The sequence below is a fragment of the Roseateles sp. GW821-FHT09H10 genome (assembly GCF_059415865.1).
The window spans coordinates 207,864-231,309 of record NZ_JBWKOB010000004.1; the positions used below are offsets into that span (position 1 = coordinate 207,864).

Below are 23,446 nucleotides of genomic sequence, written 5' to 3' on the forward strand. Positions count from 1 at the left end.
AGAATGCGTGCGCATGAGAACCGCCCTCGCTACCGCCCTCGCTACAGCCACGCTGCTGGCCGCCGCGCTGCTGGCCGGCTGCGCCCATCGCCCCGGCCTTGCGCCCGCGCCGCTGGCCGAAGCCGACGCGGCCGTCGAGCGCTTCATCGCCCAGGGCCAGCTGCCGGGCGCCGCGCTATGGATGGAACGCGTCGACCATGGCAGCCACCACCGCGCCTATGGCCGGCGCGCCGTCCTCCCCGCGCCCGAGCCGCTGGACGAGGCCACCCTTTTCGACGCCGCCTCGCTGACCAAGCCGGTCGTCACGGCCTCGCTGGTGCAATGGCTGCGCGAACGCGGCCAGCTCGACGTCGAGGCGCCGCTGCAGCGCTATCTGCCCGGATGCGGCGGCGCCGACAAGGCCGGCATCACGCTGCGCCAGCTGCTGACCCACAGCTCCGGCCTGCCCTCGGGCCTGCCGCGCAACGGCGCCGGCGACTGGGCCGGCAAGGAAGACGCGCTGCGCATCGCCTGCGCCCTGCCGCCGACGGCCGCGCCGGGCACGCAGTTCCGCTACTCCGACGTCAACTTCATCCTGCTCGGCCTCATCGTCGAACGCGCCGGCGGCATGGCCCTGCAAGACCTCGCCGAGCAGGCCCTGTTCAAGCCCCTGGGCATGCGGGACAGCGGCTACCTGCCGCTGCGCCGCTTCAGCGCCGCGCGCATCGCGCCGACGGAGCAGCTCGCTGGACTCAACGGAGAGGGCCAGGTGTTGCGCGGCGAGGTGCACGACCCGACAGCGCGCAAGATGGGCGGCGTGGCAGGCCATGCCGGCCTGTTCACGACGACGGCCGACCTGGCCCGCTTCGCGCGCATGCTGCTGGCCGGCGGTGTGGCCGAGGATGGCCGGCGCCTGCTGTCGGCCGAGAGCGTGGCCCTGCTGACGACGGCCCAATCCCCGTCCGAGCTCTCCGAGAAGCGCAGCATGGGCTGGGACATCGCCTCTCCCTTCGCCCGCCCGCGCGGCAGCCTCTACCCGCCCACCAGCTTCGGCCACACCGGCTTCACCGGCTGCGCCTTCTGGCTGGACCCATCCAGCCGCAGCTTCTTCGTGCTGCTGTCCAACCGCGTCCATCCGACGGCCGGCACCAACGTGCTGCCGCTGTATGGCGAACTGGGCACGCTGGCGGCACGGGCCGCCGGGCTCTGAGTCAGGCGCGCCGGTTCACCGCCAGCTGGGCCGCGAAGGCGCGCTGGTAGGCCGGCCGGGCCTCGCCGCGCGCCACACAGGCGGCCAGCCGCGGCAGCTCGCCGAACAGCCCCGTCGAGCGCAGGCGCAGCAGCACATGCACCAACATCAGATCGCCCGCGCTGAAGCTGCCGTAAACGAGCACGGCCGGGATCGACAGGGATGCCGAGCAGGAGGTCCGTTCCAGGCGTCTCGATTACGCTTGCCCCATGAAAGCCACCCTCGCGGCCTTGCTGCTGGGCTCCGTGTCGCTCGGGGCCCAGGCCGAATGCCTGCGCGCCCTGCAGGTGCCGGTGGCGGCCATCGGCCTGGCCGTCACGGTCAAGGAGGGCGAGGTCGGCGGCATCTATCCGGAGCTGCTGCGGTCCGAACTCGCGAAGACGGGCTGCAAGGTCGAATTCCAGGTCGTGCCGCGCTCGCGCCAGGAAATGCTGTTCGAGACCGGCCAGGCCGACATCCTGCTGCCGGCCCGCCGCTCGGCGCGCCGCGACGCCCATGGCATCTTCGTGCCCATGATCCGCAGCCGCGCGGTGCTGCTGTCCTTGCAGTCGCGCCAGCTGCCGGCTCACAGCGTGGCCGACCTGCTGGAGCGGCGCGAGCTGCGCGTGGCGGTGGTGCGCGGCTATGACTACGACGGGGTTTACCAGTCGCTGGTCAAGCAGCTGATGGCGCAAGGCCGGCTGATCGAGTCCAGCGATCCGGTGTCACTGGCCCGCGCCCTCGACGCCGGCATCGCCGATGTGGCGGTGATCACGCCCACGGTCGTCACGGGCGCGCTGCGGACCGATCCCAAGCTGAGCGCCTGGATTGATCGCCTGCATGCCGAGCCCGTGGATGAACTGCCCTGGGGCGAGAGCGGCGCCTATGTGAGCCGCCGCTCGTCGCTGAGCGAAGCCGATCGCGAGCAGGCCCTGCAAATGCTTGAGAACATCGGGAAATCCGGCGCTGCGTGGCGGGCCTTCAAGCGCCACTACCCCGACAAGAACCTCAGCGATTCGGTGCGGTCTCGCTAACCCATTTGTTCGACGAATTCATCCCATGGCCTCCGTCACAGTCGACCCCAACAACGTCCGCGAGTTCGCCGATGAACAGAGCTTTGAGGACTGGCTCTCCCGCCATCACGGCCAGGCGGACGAAGTCTGGATCAAGATCCACAAGCTGGGCTCGGGGCTGGCGTCCGTGACACCCAAGCAGGCCATCGACGTGGCGCTTTGCTGGGGCTGGATCGACGGCCTGCGCAAAGGGCTGGATGAGCAGAGCTTTCTGCAGCGCTACACGCGGCGGCGCAGCCGCAGCGTGTGGAGCAAGGTCAATGTCGACAACGTGGCGCGGCTGGTCCAGGCAGGCCGCATGACCGAGCACGGGCTCAGGGAAGTGGAGGCGGCCAAGGCGGACGGCCGCTGGGACAAGGCCTACAGCGCCAAGGAGATGCAAATCCCCGACGACCTGCAGGCGGCCATAGACGCGGTGCCCGAGGCCCGCAGGATGCTGGCGAGCCTCAACGCCCAGAACCGCTTCGCCCTCATCTTTCGCGTCCACAACATGAAGACGGCGGCGGGGCGCCAGAAGAAGATCGAGACACTCGTCGACATGCTCCGGCGCGGCGAAACCATCCACCCGCAGAAGAAAAAGAGCCAGCCGTCCCTCAAGCGTGGGCCGTCTTGAACTGACCGATCACATCCATCAGCCCCGAGGCCTGCTGCTGCAGGCTTTCGGCCGCCGCGGCGCTCTGCTCCACCAGGGCCGCGTTCTGCTGGGTGCCCTGGTCGATGGAGGCCACGGCCTGGTTGACCTGGCCGATGCCGCTGCTCTGCTCATTGGCCGAGGCATTGATCTCGGACATCAGGTCGGTCATGCGGCGCACCTGGGTGACGATGTCACCCATGGTCGAACCGGCCTCGCCGACGAGCTGGCTGCCCGCCGCCACCTTCTCGACGCTGGCGCCGATCAGGCCCTTGATCTCGCGCGCCGCCTGGGCGCTGCGCTGGGCCAGGGCCCTCACCTCGCCGGCCACGACGGCAAAGCCGCGGCCCTGCTCGCCGGCACGCGCGGCTTCCACCGCGGCGTTCAGCGCCAGGATATTGGTCTGGAAGGCGATGCCGTCGATGGTGCCGATGATGTCGGCGATCTTGCGGCTGGAGTCGCTGATCTCGCCCATGGTCGTCACCACGCGCTGCACGACGTCGCCGCCACGGCCGGCCACTTCCGTCGCGGCACTGGCCAGCTGGCTGGCCTGGCGCGAGCTCTCGGCCGTCTGCTGCACGGTGGAAGTCATCTGCTGCATGGAGGCGGCCGTCTGCTGCAGGGCACTGGCCTGATGCTCGGTGCGGCTGGACAGGTCATGGTTGCCGCTGGCGATCTCGCGTGAGGCCGTGGCGATGCTGTCGGCCGACTGGCGCACCCGGCCGACCATGTCGACCAGGCCGTCGTTCATGCGCTTGAGGGCCGCCAGCAGCTGGCCGGTCTCGTCATTGCGGTCGACGACGATGTCGGTGCTCAGGTCGCCCGAAGCCACCGCTTCGGCCAGGCGCACCGCGCGCTCCAGCGGCCGCGTGACGGCATTGCTCAGGGCCCAGCCCAGGGCCACGGCGGCGCCCATGGCGGCAGCGCAGGCCGCCAGCATGACCCAGCGGTCACGGCCATAGCCTTCCTCGGCCTGCTGCACCCGCAGCACCGCCTGCTGTTCCTCGTTGCCGATGAATTCGTTGGTGGCCTTCAGCAGCGCCGCCAGCAGCGGCCGGCATTCGGCATTCATCTTGGTGATGGCTTCCTCGCGCTTGCCGTCCAGGGCCATGCCGACGATGGTCAGGGCGACCGGGCCGTACTGGCCTTCGACACGCTCGATCTCGGCCACCAGGGCCTTCTCATGGTCGGTCAGGTCATGGGACTCGGCCATGATGGCCTTGAGCCTCGCCAGGGACTTCTGCATGTCCTCATGCGCCTTGGTCACCGCGGCCTTCTCGGCCTCGCGGTCGGCGGGCTCGGTCACCAGCACCAGGTTGCGTGCCGCGATGGCGCGCCTCGTCGCGTAGCCGCGCAGCTCCGTGGCCTGGTGCTCGCGCTTGCCGACGCTGCCCAGGTAGTCGGTGAACCTGTCGTTGGATCGGCCCAGCGAGCTCAGGGCCAGGCCCGACACCAGCAGCACAACGGCCGCCAGCGATCCAAACCCCAGCATCAGCTTGGCCCTCAGGCGCATCTGGTTCAGCATCATCCACTCCCGTTTTGTCTGCATGGCGAAACGAGACCTCGGATCGCTTCAACCGACTCTAGGCAGGGCACTCTGGGCGGGCTGTGGGGAGTTCTTGATCGCGGCTGTGGGGGCACACGGAATCAGCAGCCGCAGCGGTAATCCTTGGCGCCTAGACTGCTGCCGACTGCGACAAACCCGACAAACCAGGAGAAGGCATGTTCAATCACATCATGGTGGGCAGCAACGACCTCGAGCGGTCCAAGCGCTTCTACGACGCGGTGCTGGCCGTCCTCGGCGCCGGCGAGCCCGTTCCCAACACGGCCGCCTCGGGCCACAAGCGCCTCTTCTACCGCCACAACGGCAGCACGCTGGCCATCAGCGAGCCCATCAACGATGAGCCGGCCAGTTTCGCCAACGGCGGCACCATCGCCTTCAAATGCGACTCGCCGGAGCGCGTCAAGCAGTTCCACGACGTGGCCGTGGCCCATGGCGGCACCTCCATCGAAGCGCCGCCGGGGCTGCGCGAGCATGGCCTGGGCAACTTCCACCTCGCCTATGTGCGCGACCCCGACGGCAACAAGCTCTGCGCCATCTACCGGGTGCCGGCATGAGCCTGGACAGGCGCACCCTGCTGAAGGGCCTGCTCGCGGCAGGCGCCGCGCCCGCCTGGGCCGCCAGCACACCGCGCATCGCCCGTCCGGGCGTGCAGCTCTACACCGTCCGCGACGAGCTGAAGCGCGACTTCCGCGGCACCCTCGAGCGCATCGCGGCGCTGGGCTACCGGGAGCTGGAGTTCGCCGGCTATTTCGACCAGTCGCCGGCGGCCCTGCGCAGCCTGCTCGACGGGCTCGGACTGGCCGCGCCGTCGGCCCATGTGGGCGAGGGCCTGCTCGGCCCTGACGCGCAGCGGCTCATCGACCAGGCCTTGGCGGTCGGCCACCGCTACCTCGTCATCCCCTGGGTCGACGAGGCGCACTGGCGCGACCTCGACGGCTGGAAGCGCCGTGCCGAAAGCTTCAACCGTGCCGGTGAACTCTGCCGCCGCGCCGGCCTGCAGTTCTGCTATCACAACCACCATTTCGAGTTTGCCGTGCTGCAGGGCCGGCGGCCCTATGACCTGCTGCTGGCCGACTGCGACCCGGCCCTGGTGAGGATGGAGCTGGACCTGTGCTGGGCCGTGGCCGCCCGCCAGGACCCGCTGAAGCTGCTGCGGGCCCACCCGGGGCGCTTCCCCCTCGTGCATCTGAAGCAGCTCAAGACCCTGCCGCCCCTGCAAGGCAACGACGCGCTGGGCATGAAGATGGAAGACGCCCTGGCCCAGATGACCGAGGTCGGCCCCGGCGCGGTGGACTTCGCCGGCCTGCTCGCCGACCCGGCCAGCCGCGGCATCCAGCACTTCTTTGTCGAGCACGACCAGCCGGCTGAAGCGCTGGCCAGCATCGCGACCAGCCTGCGCTGGCTGCGCATGCTGTAACGCGCAAGGCCTGAAGCCAACGCCGACTGCACTAGCTCAGTCGTTTTGCTTCGTTGGCGCGGCGGGGCCCGCTGCCTAGAGTGGCGGCCATGTCCCTTGCCGCCGCCTCGCTCACCCCGCCACCCGTGCTCATCCTGCAGCGCGTGGGGCAGTCGCGCGGCGCGCGGCCGCTGTTCGACGGGCTGGACCTGGCCCTGCATCCGGGCCAGCTGCTGTGGGTTCAGGGCGCCAACGGCAGCGGCAAGACCAGCCTGCTGCGCCTGATCTGCGGCCTCAGCGCGCCGCGTGAGGGGCGGGTGCATGTGGAGCATGAACTGCTCTATATCGGCCATCGCCCCGGCCTCAAGGATGTGCTGTCCGTCATCGAGCAATTGCGCAGCAGCGCGGCCCTCGCGGGCCATCCCTGCAGCGAAGGCGAGGCGCTGGCGGCGCTGGCGCCCGTCGGCCTGGACGAAGCCGCCGGCCTGCGCCTGGCCCAGTTGTCAGAAGGCCAGCGCCGCCGCGCGGCCTTGGCCCAGCTGTGGCTGCCCCGGGTGGCCCCGCTGTGGGTGCTGGACGAACCGCTGGCGGCCCTGGACGCGGCCATGGCCGACCGCCTGGCCCAGCGCCTGGACCGGCATGCCGGCGAGGGCGGCAGCGTCGTCTTCACCAGCCACCAGGCCCTGCCGCTCAAGCGCAGCGTTCGCAGCCTGCAGCTCGGGAGGCCCTGATGGCCGCTGCTCTGCAAGCCGCCGCGGCCCTGGCCCGGCGGGAGTGGTCCAGCACCTGGCGCCAGCCGGCCGAATGGCTGACGCCGCTGGGTTTCGTCGTCGGCGTGGCGGCCATGTTTCCCCTCGGCCTCGGGCCCGAGCCGGCGCGGCTGCGCGAGTTGGCGCCCGGCCTGCTTTGGATCGCCGCCCTGCTGGCCAGCCTGCTGGCCCTGCCGCGCCTGTTCGCGCCCGACCTGGCCGACGGCAGCCTGGAGCAGTGGTGGCTGTCGCCGCTGCCGCGCCCCTTGTCCGTCGGCCTGAAGCTGGCCGTGCACTGGGCGCTGGGCAGCCTGCCGCTGGTCCTCATCACGCCGCTGCTGGCGCTGGCCTTCGGCATCGAGGACCCGATACCCCTGGCCCTGAGCCTGCTGCTGGGCACGCCGGCCCTGGCCCTGCTTGGCGGCCTGGGCGCGGCCCTGGTGCTGCACGCCCGCGCCGGCGCGGGCCTGCTGGCCCTGCTGCTGCTGCCGCTGGAGGTGCCGGTGCTGGTCTTCGGCACGGCCGCAGCGCAAGGCGGCGCCCATGCGGACACGGCCCTGCTGCTGCTCGGCGCCTGGCTGGCCCTGCTGCTGGCCCTGGCGCCCTGGGCGACCTCCGCGGCCCTCTCACTGATGTTGGACTGAATGAGCAAGCCCCACCCTTTCTGGCGCTATGCCAGCCCCGCCCACTTCCTGCCGCTGACCGGGCGACTGCTGCCCGCGCTGTGGGCCATCGCTGCCCTCGGCATCCTCGCCGGCCTGGCGCTCGGCCTCTTCATCGCGCCCACCGACGCCCAGCAGGGCGAGGCCTACCGCATCCTGTATCTGCATGTGCCGGCGGCCTGGATCGCCATGGTCTGCTACGGCGCCATGGCCTTCTGGGCGCTGTGGGGCCTGGCCTGGAAGACGCGGCTGGCCTTTGTGCTGATGCGGGCCCTGGCGCCGACCGGTGCGCTTTTCGCGCTGCTGACGCTGTTGACCGGTTCGCTGTGGGGCAAGCCGACCTGGGGCACCTGGTGGGTCTGGGATGCGCGGCTGACCTCGGCCCTGCTGCTGGCCCTGCTCTATGTCGGCTTCATCGCGCTGACCTCGGCGGTCGACACGCCCGACGACCCGCGCCGCGGCGACCAGGCCGGCGCGCTGCTGGCCCTGGTCGGCGCCCTCAACCTGCCGGTGCTGTATTTCTCGGTCAGCTGGTGGAACACCCTGCACCAGGGCGCCTCCATCAGCACGCGCGGCAGCGCCATCGCGCCGGAGATGCTGGCCGGCCTGCTGCTGTCGACGCTGGGCTTCTGGGCCTATGCCGCTGCGGCCGTGCTGGCGCGGTCGCGGCGTCTGCTGCAGGCGCGCGTCGAGTCCGAGGCCCGCTGGCCGCGCGCCCTGGGGAGCCTGGCATGAATCACCCACCCCCGAGGCGCGTCGCGCCTCCCCCTCAAGGGGGCGAACCCAGTGGCCTGGCAAAGCCAGTTCCACGGGTTCCACTCGATGAACCCAACACATACCAAGGCCGTAGCAATGAGTGATTTGTTCGGCGCGCATGCGTTTTACGTCTGGAGCTCTCTTGTGGCGGTGGCCGCCGGCATTGCCGTCGAGCTGTGGGGCCTGCGGCGATGAAGCCCCGCCACCTCCGCCTCTTCGGCCTGCTGGCGATGCTGGCCCTGCTGGCGCTCGCTGGCGGCCTGGTGCTGAAGGCCTTCCGCCAGAACCTGGTCTTCTTCGTCACGCCGAGCGAGATCGTGCGCGGCGAGGCGCCGGCCGGCACGCGCTTTCGCCTCGGCGGCCTGGTGGCGCCAGGCTCGGTGCAGCGCGGCAGCGACGGGCTGACGAGCTTCACGGTGACCGACGGTGCGCGCGATGTGGCCGTCAGCTACCGCGGCCCCTTGCCCGACCTGTTCCGCGAAGGCAAGGGCGTCGTCGCCCAGGGCCGGCTCGCCGGCCTGGGCTTCGTCGCCGACGAGGTGCTGGCCAAGCATGACGAGAACTACATGCCGCCAGAAGCCGCCGCAGCGCTGAAGCAGGCGAGCGCGCGATGACGGCCGAGCTGGGTCAGTTCGCCCTGCTGCTGGCGCTCGCCGTCGCCATCGCGCAGGCCGTGCTGCCGCTGTGGGGCGCCCAGGCCGGGCGGGCACGCTGGATGGCGCTCGCGCGGCCGCTGGCCGGCGTCGGCTTCGGCCTGGTCAGCGCCGCCTTCATCGCCCTCGTCACCAGCTTCATCCAGATCGACACCTCGGTCGCCTATGTGGCCGCCAATGCCAGCCGCGAGTTGCCGCTGGGCTATCGCATCACGGCGAGCTGGGGCGGGCATGAGGGCTCGCTGCTGCTGTGGGTGTGGATGCTGTCGGCCTGGGGCGCCCTGGTGGCGGCGCGCAGCCGCGGCCTGCCGCCCGCCTTCGCCGCGCGCGTCCAGGGTGTGCTCGGCGTCGTGGCGGCCGGCTTCCTCGCCTTCATCGCCTTCACGTCCAACCCCTTTGCCCGCCTGCTGCCCGCGCCGCTGGACGGCCGCGACCTGAACCCGCTGCTGCAGGACCCCGGCATGGCCGCCCACCCGCCGCTGCTCTACATGGGCTACGTCGGCCTGGCGGTCGGCTTCGCCTTCGCGGTCGCGGCCCTGCTGGACGACGAAACCGACGCGCGCTGGACGCGCTGGGCCCGGCCCTGGGTGCTGGCCGCCTGGTCGGCCCTGACCGGCGGCATCCTGCTCGGCAGCTTCTGGGCCTACTACGAGCTGGGCTGGGGCGGCTTCTGGTTCTGGGACGCCGTCGAGAACGCGGCCTTCATGCCCTGGCTGCTGGGCACGGCCCTGATCCATTCTCTGGCCGTGGCCGAGCAGCGGCCGGGCTTCCTGCGCTGGAGCCTGCTGCTGGCCCTGCTGGCCTTCTCGCTGTCGCTGCTGGGCACCTTCCTCGTGCGCTCGGGCGTGGTCAGCTCGGTCCATGCGTTCGCGAGCGACCCGGCGCGCGGCCTCTTCATCCTCATGCTGCTGGCGGGGTCGGTGGGCGGATCGCTGGCCTTGTACGCCCTGCGCGTGGGCCGCCTGCCCGCGGCCGGGAGCTACACGCTGGGCTCGCGCGAATCCCTGCTGCTGTTGAACAACCTGCTGCTGGTCACGGCCACCGGCACGGTGCTGCTGGGCACCCTCTACCCGCTGGCGGCCGAGGTGATCTCGGGCACCCGGCTCTCGGTGGGCGCGCCCTATTTCGACGCCGTCTTCCCGCCGCTGATGCTGCCCCTGGTGGCCCTGCTCGTCGTCGGGCCGCTGGCGCGCTGGCGGGCGGCGGCCCTCGGCGCCATGAAGCCCCTGCTGCCGCTGGCCGCTGCCGCGCTGGTGAGCGCCGCCGTGCTGGCCCTGTCCCTGCAGGGGTCGCTGTGGATGGCGGCCGGCGTCGCCACCGGGCTGTGGGCCCTGGCCGGTACCGCGGCCCTGGCCTGGCGCCAGCGCGGCGCCTGGCGCCAGAGCCTGCCGCTGTGGCTGGCCCATGCCGGCGTGGCCGTCTTCGTGCTGGGCGTGACGCTGGTGCGCAGCCTGGAGCAGTCCCACGATCTGCAGCTCGCCCCCGGCGAGCAGGTGCGCGTGGCCGGCCACCTGCTGCACTTCGACAAGCTGGAGGCCGTGGAAGGCGCCAACTTCCGCGCGGCCCGCGCCCGCCTGATCTGGCATCGCGGCGGCGAGCCCGTGCTGCTGCAGCCCGAGAAGCGCGTCTATGCCCGCCGCCAGATGGCCATGACCGAAGCCGCCATCGCCCGCGGCCCCTGGCGCGACCTCTACGCCAGCCTGGGCGAGGCCGATGCCGAGGGCCGCTGGGCGCTGCGCGTCCAGGTCAAGCCCTTCATGGGCTGGGTCTGGGTCGGCGCCCTGCTGATGGCCGTGGGCGGGCTGTGGGGCGCGCTGGCGCGGCGCCGGCGCCCACGCGCGCAGACCCATGTCGAGCCCCAGCCCCGCCTCATCCCCACGCTGTCCACGCCATGAGATTCCGACTCGCCCTCCTGCCCCTGCTGGCCAGCGCCGCCCTGGTCGCGCTGCTGGCCCGCGGCCTGCACCGCGACGCGCTCGCCGAGACGCCGTCGCCCCTCGTTGGCCGGCCCGCGCCCGTGCTGGACCTCGAACGCCTGGACGGCGGCGCCCAGCCCCAGCCCGGCGAGGTCTGGGTGCTGAATGTCTTCGCCTCCTGGTGCGCGCCCTGCCGCGCCGAGCTGCCCGTGCTGGGCCAGCTGGCCGAACAGGGCGGCGTGCGCATCGTCGGCCTGGACTACCGCGACACGCCCGAGCTGGGTCTGGCCTTCCTGAGGCGGCACGGCAATCCCTATGCGCTGACCTGGCGCGACCCGGAAGGCAAAGGCAGCCTGGCCTGGGGCGTCACCGGCGTTCCCGAGACCTTCGTCATCGACAGGCGCGGCATCGTGCGGCTGCGCCACACCGGGCCGGTGACGGCGGAGGACCTCAACAAGCGGCTGCTGCCCCTCATAGCCAGGCTCAAGCGTGCGTAGTCTGCTGCTCTTCTTCCTGATGGCGGCCGCGCAGGCCGACGACCTCGACAGCCGCGTCGAACGCCTGGCCCAGGAGCTGCGCTGCGTCGTCTGCCAGGCCCAGAGCGTGGCCGATTCCAACGCGCCCCTGGCCGTCGACATGAAGCGCCAGCTGCGCGAGGGCCTGGCCGCCGGCCGCAGCGAACAGGACTTGCGCGACGAGCTGGTGCAGCGCTATGGCGAGCAGGTGCTCTACCGCCCGGCCCTGCATGCCGGCACCCTGCCGCTGTGGTTGGGCCCCCTGGGCCTGCTGGCCGTCGGCGGCCTCGTCTACTGGCGCAACGCAAGGCGATGACTCCCCTCTTCCATCTCGCTGCCACCGCGCTGGCCCTGCTCGCCCTGCTGCCGCTGGCGCCGGCCCTGGTCGCCGGCCCAGGCCCGCGCGCCTGGCGCAGCGCCGCGCTCCTGGCGCTGGGCCTGCCGCTGGCGGCTGCCCTGCTCTACGCCCAGCTGGGCCGCCCCGAAGCCATCCATCCGCCGCCCGCCAGCCCCGTGCAGCAGATGGTGCAGCGCCTGGCCGACAGGCTGCAGCGCACGCCCGACGACGCCGAGGGCTGGGCCTTGCTGGCCCGCGCCTATGAGCAGCTCGGCCGGCCGCAGGAGGCCCTGCCGGCCTATGCCCAGCTCGAGCGCCTGCGCCCCGAGGACCCGCAGCCGCTGAGCCAGCACGCCGTCACGCTGGCCCTCGTGCAGGGCAAGGGCCTGGACGGCGAGCCCGAGGCCCTGCTGCAGCGGGCGCTGAAGCTCGACGCCCGGCATGTGCCGACGCTGGCCCTGCTCGGCAGCGCCGCCCATGAGCGCGGCGACAGCGCAGCCGCTGTCGGCTACTGGCGCCGTGTGCTGGCCGAGGTGCCGGCCGACAGCGACATCGCCGCCTCGCTGCGCGACAGCATCGCGAAGGTCCAGGGGCGGTGAACAGCGCCTACATTGCGGCTGGTCTTCAACCCGGAGCCCCAGCCATCGACGCGCCGCAACCCATCAGCTTCCGGGAAGCTTTCCGCTTCTGGCTCAAGCTCGGCTTCATCAGCTTTGGCGGCCCGGCCGGGCAGATCGCCATCATGCATGCCGAGCTGGTCGAGCGGCGCCGCTGGATCAGCGAGCAGCGCTTCCTGCATGCGCTGAACTACTGCATGCTGCTGCCCGGCCCCGAGGCCCAGCAGCTCGCCACCTATATCGGCTGGCTGATGCACCGGACCTGGGGCGGCATCGTCGCCGGCGCCCTCTTCGTGCTGCCCTCCCTCTTCATCCTCATCGCGCTGACCTGGGTCTATCTGGCCTTCGGCACGCTGCCCGTCGTGGCCGGCCTGTTCTACGGCCTCAAGCCCGCGGTGACGGCCCTGGTCGTGCATGCGGCCCACCGCATCGGCACGCGGGCACTGAAGAACGGCTGGCTGTGGGCCATCGCGGCGGCGGCCTTTGTCGCCATCTTTGCGCTGGACACGCCCTTCCCGCTGATCGTGCTGGGCGCTGCCCTCATCGGCCATTTCGGCGGGCGGCGCGCGCCCCAGGTCTTCGCGCTCGGCGGCGGCCATGGCGCGGCGAAACAGGGCCATGGCCCGGCCTTGATCGACGACGACACGCCCACACCGCCGCACGCGCTGTTCACCCGCGCGCGCCTGGCCCGTGTGCTCGCTATCGGCCTCGGGCTGTGGGCAGCCGCCATGGCCGGCCTTGTCGCCCTCCACGGCCTGCAAGGCGCGCTGGCGCAGATGGCCTGGTTCTTCACCAAGGCCGCGCTGCTGACCTTCGGCGGCGCCTATGCCGTGCTGCCCTATGTCTACCAGGGCGCCGTCGAGCAGCACCAGTGGCTGAGCGGCGCGCAGATGATCGACGGCCTGGCCCTGGGCGAGACGACGCCCGGGCCGCTGATCATGGTCGTCGCCTTCGTCGGCTTTGTCGGCGGCTGGACGCAGGCCCTGTTCGGGCCCGACGCCCTCTTCCTCGCCGGCGCCGCCGCGGCGGCGGTGGTGACCTTCTTCACCTTCCTGCCCTCCTTCATCTTCATCCTGGCCGGCGGGCCGCTGATCGAGTCCACCCACGGCAAGCTGAAGTTCACGGCGCCGCTGACGGCCATCACGGCCGCCGTCGTCGGCGTCATCCTGAATCTCGCGATGTTCTTCGCCTGGCATGTGCTGTGGCCGCAGGGCTGGAGCGGCCGCTTCGACTGGGTCTCGGCCCTGATTGCCGTGGGCGCCGGCATCGCGCTGTTCCGCTTCAAGCTCGGCGTGCTGCCGCTGCTGGCCTTGTGCGCGGCCCTGGGCTTTGCGTTGACGCTGGCGGGCGTGGCGGCGTGATCCGCCGCGAGTTGCTGCTGGCGGCCGTCGCCTTGCCGATGACTGGCCTTGCTGCCTCGCCCGTGGATGTCGCGCGGCAGCTGGCCGTGCACTACCCGGTCCATGCATCGCTGGGCTATGTCACCGCGCTGATCGCCGCCTCGCAGCAGCGCCTGGGCCTCCAGCCGGCCCTCCCGGCGGCTCCGGCCGCCCTGCCGGCCGACTGGCCGCAACGCGCCGGCATGGCCGCCTTGGCTGAAACGGATCCCGAGCTGGCGCGGCAGGCCCTGCGCGCCTCCATCGTCGACACACCTCCAGGGCCGCGCATCGCCGGGCTGCGGCCGTGGACCGACGACCTCTTCATGCCCGCGCTGCTGTTCGACCGCGCCCTGCCCCTGCTGCCCGCCCGCGAGCAGGCGCGCGCGACGCTGGCCCTGGGCAGCTCCTTGCTGGACATGGCCGCGCGCCTGCAGCGTGCCGATGGCTTGTTCAACCATGCTGACGCTTCGCCGATCGCCTGGGGCCGCGGCAATGGCTTTGCGGCGCTGGCCCTGGCGCTGGCCCTGCCCAGGGCACCCGCGCTGCTGGCCCCTCTGCAGCGCCATCTGCAAGCCGTGCTGCCCCTGCAAGGCGACGACGGCCTGTGGCGACAGGTGCTGGACCACCCCGGCGCCGCCCCCGAGCTGACCGCCACGGCCATGAACCTCACGGCGCTTGCAACGGCACGCCGCCAGGGCTGGCTGCCCGCCGGTGAACTGGACGGCCCCATCGCTCGCGCCTGGGCCGGCGTGCAGTCGCGCATCGACGCCGACGGCGGCTTTCGCGACGTCTGCGCCGGCACACCGGCCGGGCCGACGCTGGACTTCTATCTGCAGCGGCCGATGCTGAACGGCCGGGACGACCGGGCCGCAGCCATGGTGCTGCAGGCGGCACTCAGCCTGACTTAGCGCAGCAGCGCCTTTGCCGCCTCGATGCGCAGGGCGAGCGCGACCGTCTCGTCGTTCAGCACCTGCTGCAGGAAGCGCCGCGGGTCCACATCGCCCGATGCCTGCGCCAGCGGCGCCGCGCCCTGCTCCTTCAGCGCCGCTTCGAAGGCCGCGGGCTTGATGCTCTGCAGCCGCGCCAGCAAATCGGCCTGTCCATCGGCGCTGGGCGGGATGTCCAGCCAGGGCGTGTCGGCAAACACCGGCGCGAGGTCGGGCGCCACGAAGGCCGACCAGTTGCCCGTCGCCACCTGCTCCGCCGGCACGAGAGCCGCATCGAATGCCTGTGCCGACGGACTCAGGCGCAAGCGCGCCGGCGCGATGTGCGCCAGATAGCGTGATTGCAGTTGGGCCAGCAAGGCCGCCGCGCGTGAAGCGCTGACCGCCTGCTGCAGCGAGAACCACAGCTGCAGCCCCTCGTTACCTGACACGGCGATGCCGGGCGCCGGCAGCTCCAGGTCCAGTTGCACGCCACGCCAGACCCTGGACAGTTCGTCCCAATCGGCCGGGCCGCTCAGCTCCATGACCATGGCCCGCACCTGGCCCGATGCGTCCATCAGCTGCCCGCCCGTTTCGGGAGAGGGCAACAGGTACAGGCGGTGCAACTCGGACTGCAGGCGGTTCATGGCGGTTGATGTTGGGAGGCAAAGGGAATCTACCGCAAGCGCCCGCGCCTATAGTGAGCGCGGCCCGATGGCTTCCATCCGAAGGGGCAGCATGCAGCGACCCGCCAGCTTCATCTCAGCCGCCCTGAGGGTGCTCGCCTGCGCAACCGTCGCACTGCTGCTCGCCGGCTGTGCGGGCAAGTCAAGGCTGCTACATCCACCCGCCGCCGACACCGCGGCGACCCTGGGCTGGCGCGCCGAGGCGGCCGATGGCGTGAAGCTGGAAGTGCAGCGCCTCATCGTCCGCAACGACACGGCCAGCTGGGTGCGAGAAGCCGACTGGGACGAGTACGCGCTGATCATCCGCAACGGCAGCGGCATGCAGGTCGAGCTGCGCTCGATCACGCTGGCCAACGACGTCCTCGACGAGGTCAGGCACAGCACCGCGCCCGATCAGCTCAAGAGCGAGACGACGCGCAACGTCGAAGCCATGAAGACGGCCGGGCGCATCGTCGTGATCGGCTCCACCGGCGCGGTGGCCGGCGTCCTGGTGCTGGCCAGCGCGGCCGGCTACACCATCCTGGCGCCCATCCTGCCGCTGGCCCTGCTGGTGGGCGGCGTCTCGGCCTACCGCAGCCAGAGCAGGGCCAACGCCGACGCCCAGGTGATCGAGTACGAGATCCAGCGCCGCGGCTTCAGGTTGCCGGCCGGGCTCGCGCCCGGCGCTGAGCTGCGGCGCAGCGCCTTCTTCCCCGTCACACCGGCACCGCAGCGCCTGCGCCTGGTGTACGCCATCGGCAGCGAACAGCGCGAACTCCAGCTGGCATTGCCGGCGCTGTCGGGTCTGCACATCAAGCCGGTGGAGAAGGCGGCTTCGGATCGCTGATGCGGCCGTGTCGGACAACAGCGCGTTGTGCGCTGCACATGCACGCGGACCCGGGCGCGGCGGCTATCGTGGCGCCGAAGCCGTCATCCCTCCCGCCATGACACCCCCGGCCACATCCAGCTCTGCGCCCTTGCTCGTCGTGTTCAACCCTGCCTCCGGGCATGGCGACCGCGACGAGGTCGGCCCGGCCGTAGAGGCGGCCTGTGCCGCCGCCGGACGCCGCTGCGAACTGCTGCCCGTCGATCAGCCGGGGTGCCTGGCCGAGACGGCGCGCGAGGCCGTGCGACGCGCACGCGAGGTCGACGGCGTCGTCGTGGCCGCAGGGGGCGACGGCACGATCAACTGCGTCGCGCAGGCCGTGCTCGGCAGCGGCTGCCGCTTCGGCGTGCTGCCGCGCGGCACCTTCAACTACTTCGCGCGCACGCACGGCATCCCGTCCGAGCTGGACGGCGCCCTGCACGTGCTGCTGAACGAGCAGGCCATGCCCGTGCAGGCCGGGCAGGTCAACGGCCGCGTCTTCCTCGTCAACGCGAGCCTGGGCCTGTACCCGCAATCGCTGGAAGACCGCGAAGGCTGGAAGCAGCAGTTCGGCCGCAGCCGGCTGGTGGCCCTCGGCGCCGGCATCCGCACCATCCTGCGTGGGCATCGCAGCCTGAGGCTGAGCATCGAGCTGGCCGGGCATTCGCGCCAGGTGCGCACGCCGACGCTGTTTGTCGGCAACAACGCATTGCAGATGGAGCAGGTCGGCCTGCCCGAGGCGCGCGACATCGACGCAGGCAGCCTGGCCGGCGTGGTGCTCAAGCCCGTCGGGCGCTGGGCCCTGCTGGCCTTGCTCGCCCGCGGCGCCTTCGGCCGCCTGGGTGAGGCGGACGATGTGCGGAGCTTTTCCTTTCGCCGCCTGACCGTGAAGGCGCGAGCCTTCGGCGCCCGGCACATCAAGGTCGCGACCGACGGCGAGGTGCTGCACATGCCGCTGCCGCTGACCTTCGAGGTGGCCCGGCACCCGCTGATGCTGATCCGCCCCGCCGGCCTGGCCCAGGAGCGGCAACTGGCGCAGGCCTCATCGCCGGAGACCGCAACATGACGGTGGTGCTGCAGATTTCCGACACCCATTTCGGCACGGAAAGGCCGGTGGCCGTGGTCGCGCTGCAGAGTCTCAGCGCGGAATTGCGGCCCGACCTGCTGCTGGTCACTGGCGATATCACGCAGCGTGCGCGGCCCGACCAGTTCGCGCGCGCCAAGGCCTGTTTCGACAGCCTCGGCGTGCCGGCCCAGCTCATCATCCCGGGCAACCACGACATCCCGCTGTACGACGTGTGGGCACGCGCCTTTCACCCCTATGGCCGCTATGCCCGCGTCTTCGGCAGCGCGCTGGAGGGCGAGTTCGAGAGCGAGGATCTGCTGGTCATCGGCATCAACACGACGCGCCGCTACCGGCACCGGCACGGCGAGGTGTCGCAGGCGCAGATCGACCGCGTCGCCGAGCGCCTGGCCCGCGCCAAGCCAGGGCAGCTCCGCCTGGTGGCCGTGCACCAGCCGGTGGCCGTGACCCAGGCCAGCGACGTGCAGAACCTGCTGCGCGGCCACGAGCGCGCGGTGCGGCGCTGGTCCGTGGCCGGCGTCGACGCCGTGGTCGGCGGCCACATCCACCTGCCCTATGTGCTGCCGCTCAAGCAGACCTGGCCCGACCTGCCGCGTGCCGTCTCGGCCGTGCAGGCGGGCACGGCGGTCAGCCACCGGCTGCGCGGCGGCATCTCCAATTCGGTCAACGTGATCCGCACCACAGCCGGCCCCGGCGCGGTGGTGGAGCGCTGGGACCTGGACGAGGCAGCCGGCCGTTTCCGCCTGGTGCAGTCGACACCGCTGGCCATGGAGCGCTGAGGGCGCCACCGGGAGATCGCTGCTGCGGCGTCAAAACGGCGTCGACAAGTCATGCTGAGTAACCGGAAGCGTCAGTTCGGAGAGCCGCCAGGCGTGTCGGGCATTGGATTTGCCCCTTGGACGGGCCAGCGATGAGCACCGGCACAGCCCCGCTGGCCAAGCCCGATCAGTGCCTGACCCTCAGGAGTACGTCATGAGCATCCGCCGAACCACTTCATGGCAGACACCGCTGCGCGCCAGCGTTGCCGCAGCGGCCGTGGTCGCGATCGTCCTGCCCATCACCGCGCAGACGCAGTCCGCCACCCAGCTCTACCAACAGGAACGTGCCGACTGCCTGGCCGGCCGGACCCAGCAGTCGCAGGCCGATTGCCTCAATGAAGCCCGCTCGGTGCTGCGGGATCGACGCGCCGGTGAACTCGAGCCCAGCGAGATGACCAGCAATGCCATCGCGCCGTCCGCCGATACCGGCAGCGTGGACGCATTGCCGCCGCGCGCAGACCGCCACTGAGCCTGCGGATCGCTGACTCTTGGCCGAGGCCGGCGGCTTGATGGTGACGCGCAGCGTGTGCACACCGCGCTGCGTAGCAAGCCTGCGCGCAAGGCACCCGGCGTGTCCCGCCTCACACCCCCGGCCGATCCGCTTGCACCTTCGGACTGATCCTGTAGCTCCTCACCTCTTCCGTGATCGGCAGCATGGTCGCGTCCCAGGCCAGCCAGTCGGCCCGCAGTTGCTTGAGCCGCTCCGGCTCGCGATCGGCCAGGTTGGCGCGCTCGCGTGAGTCCTGGGCGAGGTTGAAAAGGAACTCGTTGCCGTTGACCTGCAGATACTTCCAGTCGCCCTCGCGCAAGGCGCGCTGGGCGTTGGACTTGTAGCGCCAGAACAGCTTGCGCTCTACAGTCGCGGCCTGGCCGAGGATCTGCGGCAGCACGTTGGCGCCGTCGCTCGGATAGTCGGCCCGCGGCGCACCGCCGGCGGCGGCCAGCAGCGTCGGCAGCCAATCCATGCTGATGACGACCTGCTCGCTGACCTGCCCGCCCTTGACGCGCGCCGGCCAGCGCAGCAGCGTGGGCACGCGGATGCCACCCTCCAGCAACTCGGACTTCTGGCCGCTGAAGGGCCAGGTGTTGGAGAAGCGCTCGCCGCCGTTGTCGCTGGTGAAGACGACGAGGGTGTTCTGCGCCAGGCCCTGCGCCTCCAGCGTGGCCAGCACGCGGCCGATGGCCGCATCCAGCGCGCCGACGATCTCGCCGTATTTCTTCAGGCTGCCACCATCGCCGTGGTTCAGCGTCTTCAGCTGGCGCGACACGGCCTCGTCGCCCGGCCCCTCCCAAGGCCAGTGCGGCGCGGTGAAGTGCAACGACAGCAGAAAGGGTTGCGCGGCGGTCTGCCGGCGCAGGAAGGCCTGGCCGTGCTCGGCGATGAGGTCGGTGTAGTAGCCCGCCTTGTCCACGCGCACCTCGCCTTCGAACAGATCGGATGGCAGGTCGGCGCCGACGCCGGCCTTGTGGGTGAAGTAGTCCACCGCGCCGCCGGTATTGCCGAAGAACTCGTCGTAGCCGCTCTTCAGCGGGCCGTACTTGGGCAGGGCACCCAGATGCCATTTGCCGAACAGCGCCGTGCGGTAGCCGCGTGCCTTCAGCAGCGAGGGAAGCGTCGGATGCTCGGGCGGCAGGCCCAAGGCGTTCCCGCCCGCACCTGCAAGCGGCTCCTCCAGCCCGCCGCGCAGCCGGTACTGGTAGCGGCCGGTGATGAGGCCGAAGCGCGTGGCCGAGCAGACGGCCGAGTTGGCATAGCCCTGGGTGAAGCGGATGCCCTGCAGGGCCAGGCGATCGAGGTTGGGGGTGGCGAAGTCGCGCTGGCCGTAGACGCCGAGGTCGGCGTAGCCCATGTCGTCGGCCAGGATGAAGAGGATGTTGGGCGGCGTGTCGGCGGCACGCGCCGTGGCCGGCAGCAGGGCGAGTGCACCCAGGCCTTGCAGCAGGCCGCGTCGGGAAGGAGAGGTCATCAGCTCAGGAGAAGATCACGGGCAAGGAGACTTGGACTTCATCGGCGCCACCCGCCGTGCAGCGCATGCGCTTGACCGCCGCCTGCACATACTTGTGATATTCCTTGGGCCCTGAGGTCGGCGTCACGTCGACAACCTGGTTGCCGCGGATCTTGATCAGCGTCTGCACGGTGCCGCGGATGCCGACGCGGTCGATGGCTTCCTCCAGCGCGGAGGCCAGCACGGCCTCGTAGCCGGGGCAGGCCAGGCTGATCTCGCGCTTGACGATGGCCGGAGGTGCGGGAGGCGGCGCGGGCACCGGAGCCGCGGCGATGACGACGGGCTGAGGATCAGATTTAGGCGGCGTGGCCTGCACGACCTGGATGGGCGGAGGCGGCGGCGTGACGGCGGGCACGATCTCGGGCGGCGGCACATAGGCCGGCGGCGGGGCGATCTTCTGCACCGGTTCGATCTTGACGACCTTGGGCGGCGGCGGCGGGGGCGGTGGAGGCGGCAGCACCTCGGGCAGCAGCGCCATCTCGATGGGCTTCTTGATGGCCTCGACGGCCTTCGTGGCCAGGCCGCTGGTCAGCGCCCAGCCCAGCACGAGGTGCAGGCCGACGACGACGGCAATGCCGGTGCCGCGGTTGGCGCTGGCCGGCGGCTTGAGCTGCGAACGCAGCGGTGCCGTGGTGGCCAGGGGTGCCGGCGGGGCGTGGGGCTCAAGGCGGCGCGGCGCGGGGCGGGTGTCGTCCAGCGTCAGGCCGCCGGGCAAGAGAACTGCACTCATGGATGGAATCTCCTACTGCGAGTCGTTCAGGAACTGCTCGCTGCCGGTCACGCCGAGCTTGCTCAGCCCGGCCTGGTGGGCAGCCGTCATGACGGCCGCGAAGTTGTCGTACTTGGCACCGGGTTGCGGCCGTACATGCACCTCGGGCTGCGTGGGCTGCCTGCCGGCGGCATCCAGGCGCTCGCGCAGCGCGGCCTCGCTTGCGATGGCCTCGCCGTTCCACAGCACGGCGTCCGGCGTGATGTCCAGGCGCACCACTTCGGGCGGCACGGGCGGTGGCGCACTGGGCGGCGCGATGGGCAGGTTGAGCTTGACGCTGTGCAGCTGGACCGGGATGGTGATGATGAGCATCACCAGCAGCACCAGCATCACGTCGATCAGCGGCGTCGTGTTGATGTCGGGCACGGGCAGGGCCGAGTCGATCCGGCGGCGCGCACGGGCCGCCTTCTTCAGGGGCGAGGCACTCATAGGCTGCGTGCCGGCGGCTCGGTGATGAAGCCCACCTTGGCGATGCCGGCGCGCTGGGCGGCCAGCAGCACGCGGCCCACGGGGGCATAGTCGCTGCCGGCGTCGCCGCGCACATGCACCTCGGGCTGGGGCTGCTGCTGGGCGATGCCCTTGAGGCGCTCGAACAAGACGTCCTTGCTGGCCAGCGGCGCGTCGAACCAGTAGAGCCGGCCGTCGCGCGAGACCGTGATGACGACGTCCTTGGGCTCGCTCTCGCGCACCTCGTTGCGCTGCTTGGGCAGCTCCACGGGCACCGAGAAGTTCACGACCGGGATGGTGATGAGGAAGATGATGAGCAGCACCAGCATGACGTCGACGAGCGGCGTCGTGTTGATGGACGAGACGGCCTCGTCAGGCCCCTGGGCGAGCTGGATGGCCATGGCGGATCAGACCAGCGCGGGGGCCAGGCCGGCGGGTTGTTCGTCGGCCGCGGCAGGCTCTGCATGGCCCGAGCCCAGCAGCACCGAGTGCAGCTCGCCGGAGAAGTCGCGCACCTCGTCCAGCACCAGGGCATTGCGGCGCAGCAGCGCGTTGTAGCCCAGCACGGCGGGCACGGCGACGAACAGGCCGATGGCCGTCATGATCAGCGCCTCGCCCACCGGGCCGGCCACCTTGTCGATGGAAGCCTGGCCGGCGACGCCGATGGCCGTCAGCGCGTGATAGATCCCCCAGACCGTGCCGAGCAGGCCGACGAAGGGCGAGGTGGAGCCGACGGTGGCCAGCAGGCTCAGGCCGGTGGAGAGCTGGCGCTGCACGCGCTCGGTGGCGCGGTGCAGGGACAGGTCCACCCAGTCGGCGAAGTCGACCTTGGCACGCAGGCCCTGGTGGCGCTGGGTGGCCTCCAGGCTGGCCTCGGCGATGTAGCGGTAGGGGCTCTTGGGCGACAGCTTCTCGGCGCCCGCCTTGACGGTGCCGGCACTCCAGAAGTCCTTCTGCGCGGCGCGCGACTGGGCGCTGAGCCGGGCCTGCTGCAGCAGCTTGGTGATGATGACGTACCAGCTGCCCGCGCTCATCGCGATCAGCGTGAACAGCACGGCCTTGGTGACGGCGTCGCTGTTCGACCAGACGGAGGCGAGGCCATAGGGGTTGTCGCCCTGGGCCTGGGCGGCGCCGGCGGCGAGGAGCAGGGCGAGCGGCGCGAGAGCGCGGCGGGAAAAGGTGGAGGTGTTCATCGGCTTTGGGGGGCGGGGATTCGATGGGGGCGCTGCAGTGTGCGCAGCGCACGATGAAGCACGAACTAAGCTTCTCGCCTTAGCTCATGCAGCGACGTGAAGACGATCGTCCTGGTGGTCAGGCTCATGCACCGCCTCGTGAGCAATGCGCGCCGGCGTGGCGCGCGGCACGGGCAGCAGGTCCAGGCGCTTCAGGTGGGTGCGCAGCACATTGCGGGTGATGCCGAGCAGGGCCGCGGTATGCACCTGGTTGTGGTGGCAGTGGCGGTAGGCGGCGCGGATGAGCGCGGATTCGACGCGCGAATGCAGGGCTTGGGGCGCCTCGTCGAACAGCCGATCGAAGACGCGCTCCAGCACTTCCTCGGCCACCACTTCGGCCGGCGGCGTGGCCACGGCGGTGGCGGGCACGGGCCGCGCAACGGCATGCAGCTGCAGGTCCTCGCGGGCGATGCTGCCGTCGCGGCAGATGATCAGCGCGTAGTGGATGACGTTTTCCAGCTCGCGGATATTGCCGGGCCAGGCATAGCTCAGCAGGGCGTCGCGCGCTTCCGCACTGAGGCGCACCTGGGTCAGCCCGAGGCGGCGGCTGTAGACCTCGATGAAATGCTCGGCCAGCGCCAGGATGTCGCCCGGGCGCTGGGCGAGAGGAGCCAGCTGCAGCGTGGCGACGCTGAGGCGGTAGTACAGGTCGGCGCGGAAATGGCCGGCGGCCACGGCCTGCTCCAGCCTCACATTGGTGGCGGCCACCAGGCGCACGCGCACGTCGATGGGCTTGCGCGAGCCGATCCGCACGACCTGGCGCTCCTGCAGCACGCGCAGCAGCTTGACCTGCACGGACAGCGGCAGGTCGCCGACCTCGTCGAGGAAGAGCGTGCCGTCGGCCGCGGCCTCGAACCAGCCGGCGCGCGCGCTGGTGGCGCCCGTGTAGGAACCAGCCTCATGGCCGAAGAGTTCCGCCTCGACGAGCTGCTCGGTGAAGGCACCGCAGTTGACGGCCAGGAAGGGGCCGCGGCGACCGCTGCTGTTGTGGATGTGGCGGGCGATCAGCTCCTTGCCGGTGCCGGTCTCGCCAATGATGAGAACGGTGGCGTCGCTCGCGGCCACGCGCTCGGCCTGGGCCAGCAGGGCGCGCGAGGCCGGGTCGTCGAACACCAAGGCCTTGGCGCGGATCGACAGCACCTGGTGCTGGGAGTCGGGGAAGGTGAGCAGGCGTGTCATTGC

At 71.2% G+C, this 23,446-nt stretch carries 27 protein-coding genes and 1 pseudogene; 19 read left to right on the forward strand and 9 right to left on the reverse strand.

The window, feature by feature from the left end; all coding sequences use genetic code 11:
- The first annotated feature begins 13 nt into the window (after positions 1–13).
- Positions 14–1,189: a serine hydrolase domain-containing protein gene (locus AC07OY_RS19440; protein ID WP_495044265.1), complete on the forward strand. Its 1,176-nt coding sequence runs from the start codon at positions 14–16 to the stop codon at positions 1,187–1,189.
- 1 nt (position 1,190) lies between these two features.
- On the opposite strand, the pseudogene AC07OY_RS19445 reads toward AC07OY_RS19440, so the two are convergent.
- Positions 1,191–1,361: pseudogene (locus AC07OY_RS19445) on the reverse strand (glutathione S-transferase family protein); the annotation flags it as partial.
- A 76-nt stretch (positions 1,362–1,437) separates the two neighbouring features.
- On the opposite strand from AC07OY_RS19445, the gene AC07OY_RS19450 reads away from it, so the two are divergent.
- Together AC07OY_RS19450 and AC07OY_RS19455 are read left to right on the forward strand one after the other, a co-directional pair.
- Positions 1,438–2,241, forward strand: a complete 804-nt coding sequence (locus tag AC07OY_RS19450; RefSeq protein WP_495044266.1) for a substrate-binding periplasmic protein — start codon at positions 1,438–1,440, stop codon at positions 2,239–2,241.
- A gap of 25 nt (positions 2,242–2,266) precedes the next feature.
- On the forward strand, positions 2,267–2,893 hold the full coding sequence (locus AC07OY_RS19455; protein ID WP_495044267.1) for a YdeI/OmpD-associated family protein: 627 nt from the start codon (positions 2,267–2,269) through the stop codon (positions 2,891–2,893).
- On the opposite strand, the gene AC07OY_RS19460 is transcribed toward AC07OY_RS19455, so the two are convergent.
- Positions 2,874–4,460, reverse strand: a complete 1,587-nt coding sequence (locus tag AC07OY_RS19460; protein ID WP_495044268.1) for a methyl-accepting chemotaxis protein — start codon at positions 4,458–4,460, stop codon at positions 2,874–2,876. The genes AC07OY_RS19455 and AC07OY_RS19460 overlap by 20 nt on opposite strands.
- Before the next feature lie 173 nt (positions 4,461–4,633).
- On the opposite strand from AC07OY_RS19460, the gene AC07OY_RS19465 reads away from it, so the two are divergent.
- From AC07OY_RS19465 to AC07OY_RS19520, 12 genes are all read left to right on the forward strand, one after another.
- Positions 4,634–5,029, forward strand: a complete 396-nt coding sequence (locus AC07OY_RS19465; protein ID WP_495044269.1) for a VOC family protein — start codon at positions 4,634–4,636, stop codon at positions 5,027–5,029.
- Positions 5,026–5,892 (forward strand): sugar phosphate isomerase/epimerase family protein, encoded by an 867-nt coding sequence (locus AC07OY_RS19470; protein WP_495044270.1) that lies wholly within the window; start codon positions 5,026–5,028, stop codon positions 5,890–5,892. Before AC07OY_RS19465 ends, AC07OY_RS19470 begins: the two co-directional genes overlap by 4 nt.
- 89 nt (positions 5,893–5,981) lie before the next feature.
- Positions 5,982–6,602, forward strand: a complete 621-nt coding sequence (gene ccmA / locus AC07OY_RS19475; protein WP_495044271.1) for a heme ABC exporter ATP-binding protein CcmA — start codon at positions 5,982–5,984, stop codon at positions 6,600–6,602.
- The gene (gene ccmB, locus AC07OY_RS19480; RefSeq protein WP_495044272.1) at positions 6,602–7,264 is read left to right on the forward strand and encodes a heme exporter protein CcmB; all 663 of its coding nucleotides are present in this window, start codon (positions 6,602–6,604) and stop codon (positions 7,262–7,264) included. The genes ccmA and ccmB overlap by 1 nt, the downstream gene beginning before the upstream one ends.
- Positions 7,265–8,017 carry a heme ABC transporter permease CcmC gene (ccmC, locus tag AC07OY_RS19485; protein WP_495044273.1) on the forward strand — a complete coding sequence of 251 codons (753 nt, stop codon included), beginning with the start codon at positions 7,265–7,267 and terminating at the stop codon, positions 8,015–8,017. It abuts the gene before it with no gap.
- A 212-nt stretch (positions 8,018–8,229) separates the two neighbouring features.
- Complete coding sequence (ccmE, locus tag AC07OY_RS19490; RefSeq protein WP_495044274.1) at positions 8,230–8,652, forward strand: cytochrome c maturation protein CcmE; 423 nt, start codon at positions 8,230–8,232, stop codon at positions 8,650–8,652.
- Entirely contained in the window at positions 8,649–10,586 is a 1,938-nt protein-coding gene (locus tag AC07OY_RS19495) for a heme lyase CcmF/NrfE family subunit (protein ID WP_495044275.1), read from the forward strand. The genes ccmE and AC07OY_RS19495 overlap by 4 nt, the downstream gene beginning before the upstream one ends.
- Complete coding sequence (locus AC07OY_RS19500) at positions 10,583–11,104, forward strand: DsbE family thiol:disulfide interchange protein (protein ID WP_495044276.1); 522 nt, start codon at positions 10,583–10,585, stop codon at positions 11,102–11,104. Before AC07OY_RS19495 ends, AC07OY_RS19500 begins: the two co-directional genes overlap by 4 nt.
- On the forward strand, positions 11,097–11,438 hold the full coding sequence (locus AC07OY_RS19505) for a cytochrome c-type biogenesis protein (protein ID WP_495044277.1): 342 nt from the start codon (positions 11,097–11,099) through the stop codon (positions 11,436–11,438). Before AC07OY_RS19500 ends, AC07OY_RS19505 begins: the two co-directional genes overlap by 8 nt.
- Positions 11,435–12,058, forward strand: a complete 624-nt coding sequence (locus tag AC07OY_RS19510; protein WP_495044278.1) for a tetratricopeptide repeat protein — start codon at positions 11,435–11,437, stop codon at positions 12,056–12,058. The genes AC07OY_RS19505 and AC07OY_RS19510 overlap by 4 nt, the downstream gene beginning before the upstream one ends.
- Positions 12,055–13,437 (forward strand): chromate efflux transporter, encoded by a 1,383-nt coding sequence (chrA, locus tag AC07OY_RS19515; RefSeq protein WP_495044279.1) that lies wholly within the window; start codon positions 12,055–12,057, stop codon positions 13,435–13,437. The genes AC07OY_RS19510 and chrA overlap by 4 nt, the downstream gene beginning before the upstream one ends.
- Positions 13,434–14,363 (forward strand): glycoside hydrolase family 88 protein, encoded by a 930-nt coding sequence (locus AC07OY_RS19520; protein ID WP_495044280.1) that lies wholly within the window; start codon positions 13,434–13,436, stop codon positions 14,361–14,363. Before chrA ends, AC07OY_RS19520 begins: the two co-directional genes overlap by 4 nt.
- Here AC07OY_RS19520 and AC07OY_RS19525 read toward each other — a convergent pair.
- Complete coding sequence (locus tag AC07OY_RS19525) at positions 14,360–15,025, reverse strand: hypothetical protein (RefSeq protein WP_495044281.1); 666 nt, start codon at positions 15,023–15,025, stop codon at positions 14,360–14,362. The genes AC07OY_RS19520 and AC07OY_RS19525 overlap by 4 nt on opposite strands.
- 91 nt (positions 15,026–15,116) lie before the next feature.
- Between AC07OY_RS19525 and AC07OY_RS19530 the strand changes: the two genes are divergently transcribed.
- The 4 genes from AC07OY_RS19530 to AC07OY_RS19545 all read left to right on the forward strand — a co-directional run bounded on the left by AC07OY_RS19530 (position 15,117) and on the right by AC07OY_RS19545 (position 18,279).
- Positions 15,117–15,890, forward strand: coding sequence for a hypothetical protein (locus AC07OY_RS19530; protein WP_495044282.1), 774 nt, complete (start codon positions 15,117–15,119; stop codon positions 15,888–15,890).
- Positions 15,891–16,029: 139 nt separating this feature from the next.
- Positions 16,030–16,974 carry a diacylglycerol/lipid kinase family protein gene (locus AC07OY_RS19535; protein ID WP_495044567.1) on the forward strand — a complete coding sequence of 315 codons (945 nt, stop codon included), beginning with the start codon at positions 16,030–16,032 and terminating at the stop codon, positions 16,972–16,974.
- The gene (locus AC07OY_RS19540; RefSeq protein WP_495044283.1) at positions 16,971–17,771 is read left to right on the forward strand and encodes a metallophosphoesterase family protein; all 801 of its coding nucleotides are present in this window, start codon (positions 16,971–16,973) and stop codon (positions 17,769–17,771) included. Before AC07OY_RS19535 ends, AC07OY_RS19540 begins: the two co-directional genes overlap by 4 nt.
- A gap of 193 nt (positions 17,772–17,964) precedes the next feature.
- Positions 17,965–18,279: a hypothetical protein gene (locus tag AC07OY_RS19545; RefSeq protein ID WP_495044284.1), complete on the forward strand. Its 315-nt coding sequence runs from the start codon at positions 17,965–17,967 to the stop codon at positions 18,277–18,279.
- 112 nt (positions 18,280–18,391) lie between these two features.
- On the opposite strand, the gene AC07OY_RS19550 is transcribed toward AC07OY_RS19545, so the two are convergent.
- The 6 genes from AC07OY_RS19550 to AC07OY_RS19575 form a co-directional block, all read right to left on the reverse strand.
- Positions 18,392–19,777, reverse strand: coding sequence for a sulfatase family protein (locus AC07OY_RS19550; RefSeq protein ID WP_495044285.1), 1,386 nt, complete (start codon positions 19,775–19,777; stop codon positions 18,392–18,394).
- A gap of 4 nt (positions 19,778–19,781) precedes the next feature.
- Positions 19,782–20,546: a hypothetical protein gene (locus tag AC07OY_RS19555; protein WP_495044286.1), complete on the reverse strand. Its 765-nt coding sequence runs from the start codon at positions 20,544–20,546 to the stop codon at positions 19,782–19,784.
- A gap of 12 nt (positions 20,547–20,558) precedes the next feature.
- Positions 20,559–21,014: an ExbD/TolR family protein gene (locus AC07OY_RS19560; RefSeq protein ID WP_495044287.1), complete on the reverse strand. Its 456-nt coding sequence runs from the start codon at positions 21,012–21,014 to the stop codon at positions 20,559–20,561.
- On the reverse strand, positions 21,011–21,433 hold the full coding sequence (locus AC07OY_RS19565; RefSeq protein WP_495044288.1) for an ExbD/TolR family protein: 423 nt from the start codon (positions 21,431–21,433) through the stop codon (positions 21,011–21,013). Before AC07OY_RS19565 ends, AC07OY_RS19560 begins: the two co-directional genes overlap by 4 nt.
- 6 nt (positions 21,434–21,439) lie before the next feature.
- Complete coding sequence (locus AC07OY_RS19570; RefSeq protein WP_495044289.1) at positions 21,440–22,225, reverse strand: MotA/TolQ/ExbB proton channel family protein; 786 nt, start codon at positions 22,223–22,225, stop codon at positions 21,440–21,442.
- A gap of 84 nt (positions 22,226–22,309) precedes the next feature.
- Entirely contained in the window at positions 22,310–23,443 is a 1,134-nt protein-coding gene (locus AC07OY_RS19575) for a sigma-54 interaction domain-containing protein (protein ID WP_495044290.1), read from the reverse strand.
- Positions 23,444–23,446 lie beyond the last annotated feature (3 nt).

Excerpts from the sequence above, each read along its gene's own strand:
- AC07OY_RS19440 (WP_495044265.1), top strand. The coding sequence starts at position 14 with ATGAGAACCGCCCTCGCTACCGCCCTCGCTACAGCCACGCTGCTGGCC.
- AC07OY_RS19450 (WP_495044266.1), top strand. The coding sequence starts at position 1,438 with ATGAAAGCCACCCTCGCGGCCTTGCTGCTGGGCTCCGTGTCGCTCGGG.
- AC07OY_RS19455 (WP_495044267.1), top strand. The coding sequence starts at position 2,267 with ATGGCCTCCGTCACAGTCGACCCCAACAACGTCCGCGAGTTCGCCGAT.
- AC07OY_RS19460 (WP_495044268.1), bottom strand. The coding sequence starts at position 4,460 with ATGCAGACAAAACGGGAGTGGATGATGCTGAACCAGATGCGCCTGAGG.
- AC07OY_RS19465 (WP_495044269.1), top strand. The coding sequence starts at position 4,634 with ATGTTCAATCACATCATGGTGGGCAGCAACGACCTCGAGCGGTCCAAG.
- AC07OY_RS19470 (WP_495044270.1), top strand. The coding sequence starts at position 5,026 with ATGAGCCTGGACAGGCGCACCCTGCTGAAGGGCCTGCTCGCGGCAGGC.
- ccmA (WP_495044271.1), top strand. The coding sequence starts at position 5,982 with ATGTCCCTTGCCGCCGCCTCGCTCACCCCGCCACCCGTGCTCATCCTG.
- ccmB (WP_495044272.1), top strand. The coding sequence starts at position 6,602 with ATGGCCGCTGCTCTGCAAGCCGCCGCGGCCCTGGCCCGGCGGGAGTGG.
- ccmC (WP_495044273.1), top strand. The coding sequence starts at position 7,265 with ATGAGCAAGCCCCACCCTTTCTGGCGCTATGCCAGCCCCGCCCACTTC.
- ccmE (WP_495044274.1), top strand. The coding sequence starts at position 8,230 with ATGAAGCCCCGCCACCTCCGCCTCTTCGGCCTGCTGGCGATGCTGGCC.
- AC07OY_RS19495 (WP_495044275.1), top strand. The coding sequence starts at position 8,649 with ATGACGGCCGAGCTGGGTCAGTTCGCCCTGCTGCTGGCGCTCGCCGTC.
- AC07OY_RS19500 (WP_495044276.1), top strand. The coding sequence starts at position 10,583 with ATGAGATTCCGACTCGCCCTCCTGCCCCTGCTGGCCAGCGCCGCCCTG.
- AC07OY_RS19510 (WP_495044278.1), top strand. The coding sequence starts at position 11,435 with ATGACTCCCCTCTTCCATCTCGCTGCCACCGCGCTGGCCCTGCTCGCC.
- AC07OY_RS19525 (WP_495044281.1), bottom strand. The coding sequence starts at position 15,025 with ATGAACCGCCTGCAGTCCGAGTTGCACCGCCTGTACCTGTTGCCCTCT.
- AC07OY_RS19530 (WP_495044282.1), top strand. The coding sequence starts at position 15,117 with ATGCAGCGACCCGCCAGCTTCATCTCAGCCGCCCTGAGGGTGCTCGCC.
- AC07OY_RS19540 (WP_495044283.1), top strand. The coding sequence starts at position 16,971 with ATGACGGTGGTGCTGCAGATTTCCGACACCCATTTCGGCACGGAAAGG.
- AC07OY_RS19545 (WP_495044284.1), top strand. The coding sequence starts at position 17,965 with ATGAGCATCCGCCGAACCACTTCATGGCAGACACCGCTGCGCGCCAGC.
- AC07OY_RS19550 (WP_495044285.1), bottom strand. The coding sequence starts at position 19,777 with ATGACCTCTCCTTCCCGACGCGGCCTGCTGCAAGGCCTGGGTGCACTC.
- AC07OY_RS19555 (WP_495044286.1), bottom strand. The coding sequence starts at position 20,546 with ATGAGTGCAGTTCTCTTGCCCGGCGGCCTGACGCTGGACGACACCCGC.
- AC07OY_RS19560 (WP_495044287.1), bottom strand. The coding sequence starts at position 21,014 with ATGAGTGCCTCGCCCCTGAAGAAGGCGGCCCGTGCGCGCCGCCGGATC.
- AC07OY_RS19565 (WP_495044288.1), bottom strand. The coding sequence starts at position 21,433 with ATGGCCATCCAGCTCGCCCAGGGGCCTGACGAGGCCGTCTCGTCCATC.
- AC07OY_RS19570 (WP_495044289.1), bottom strand. The coding sequence starts at position 22,225 with ATGAACACCTCCACCTTTTCCCGCCGCGCTCTCGCGCCGCTCGCCCTG.
- AC07OY_RS19575 (WP_495044290.1), bottom strand. The coding sequence starts at position 23,443 with ATGACACGCCTGCTCACCTTCCCCGACTCCCAGCACCAGGTGCTGTCG.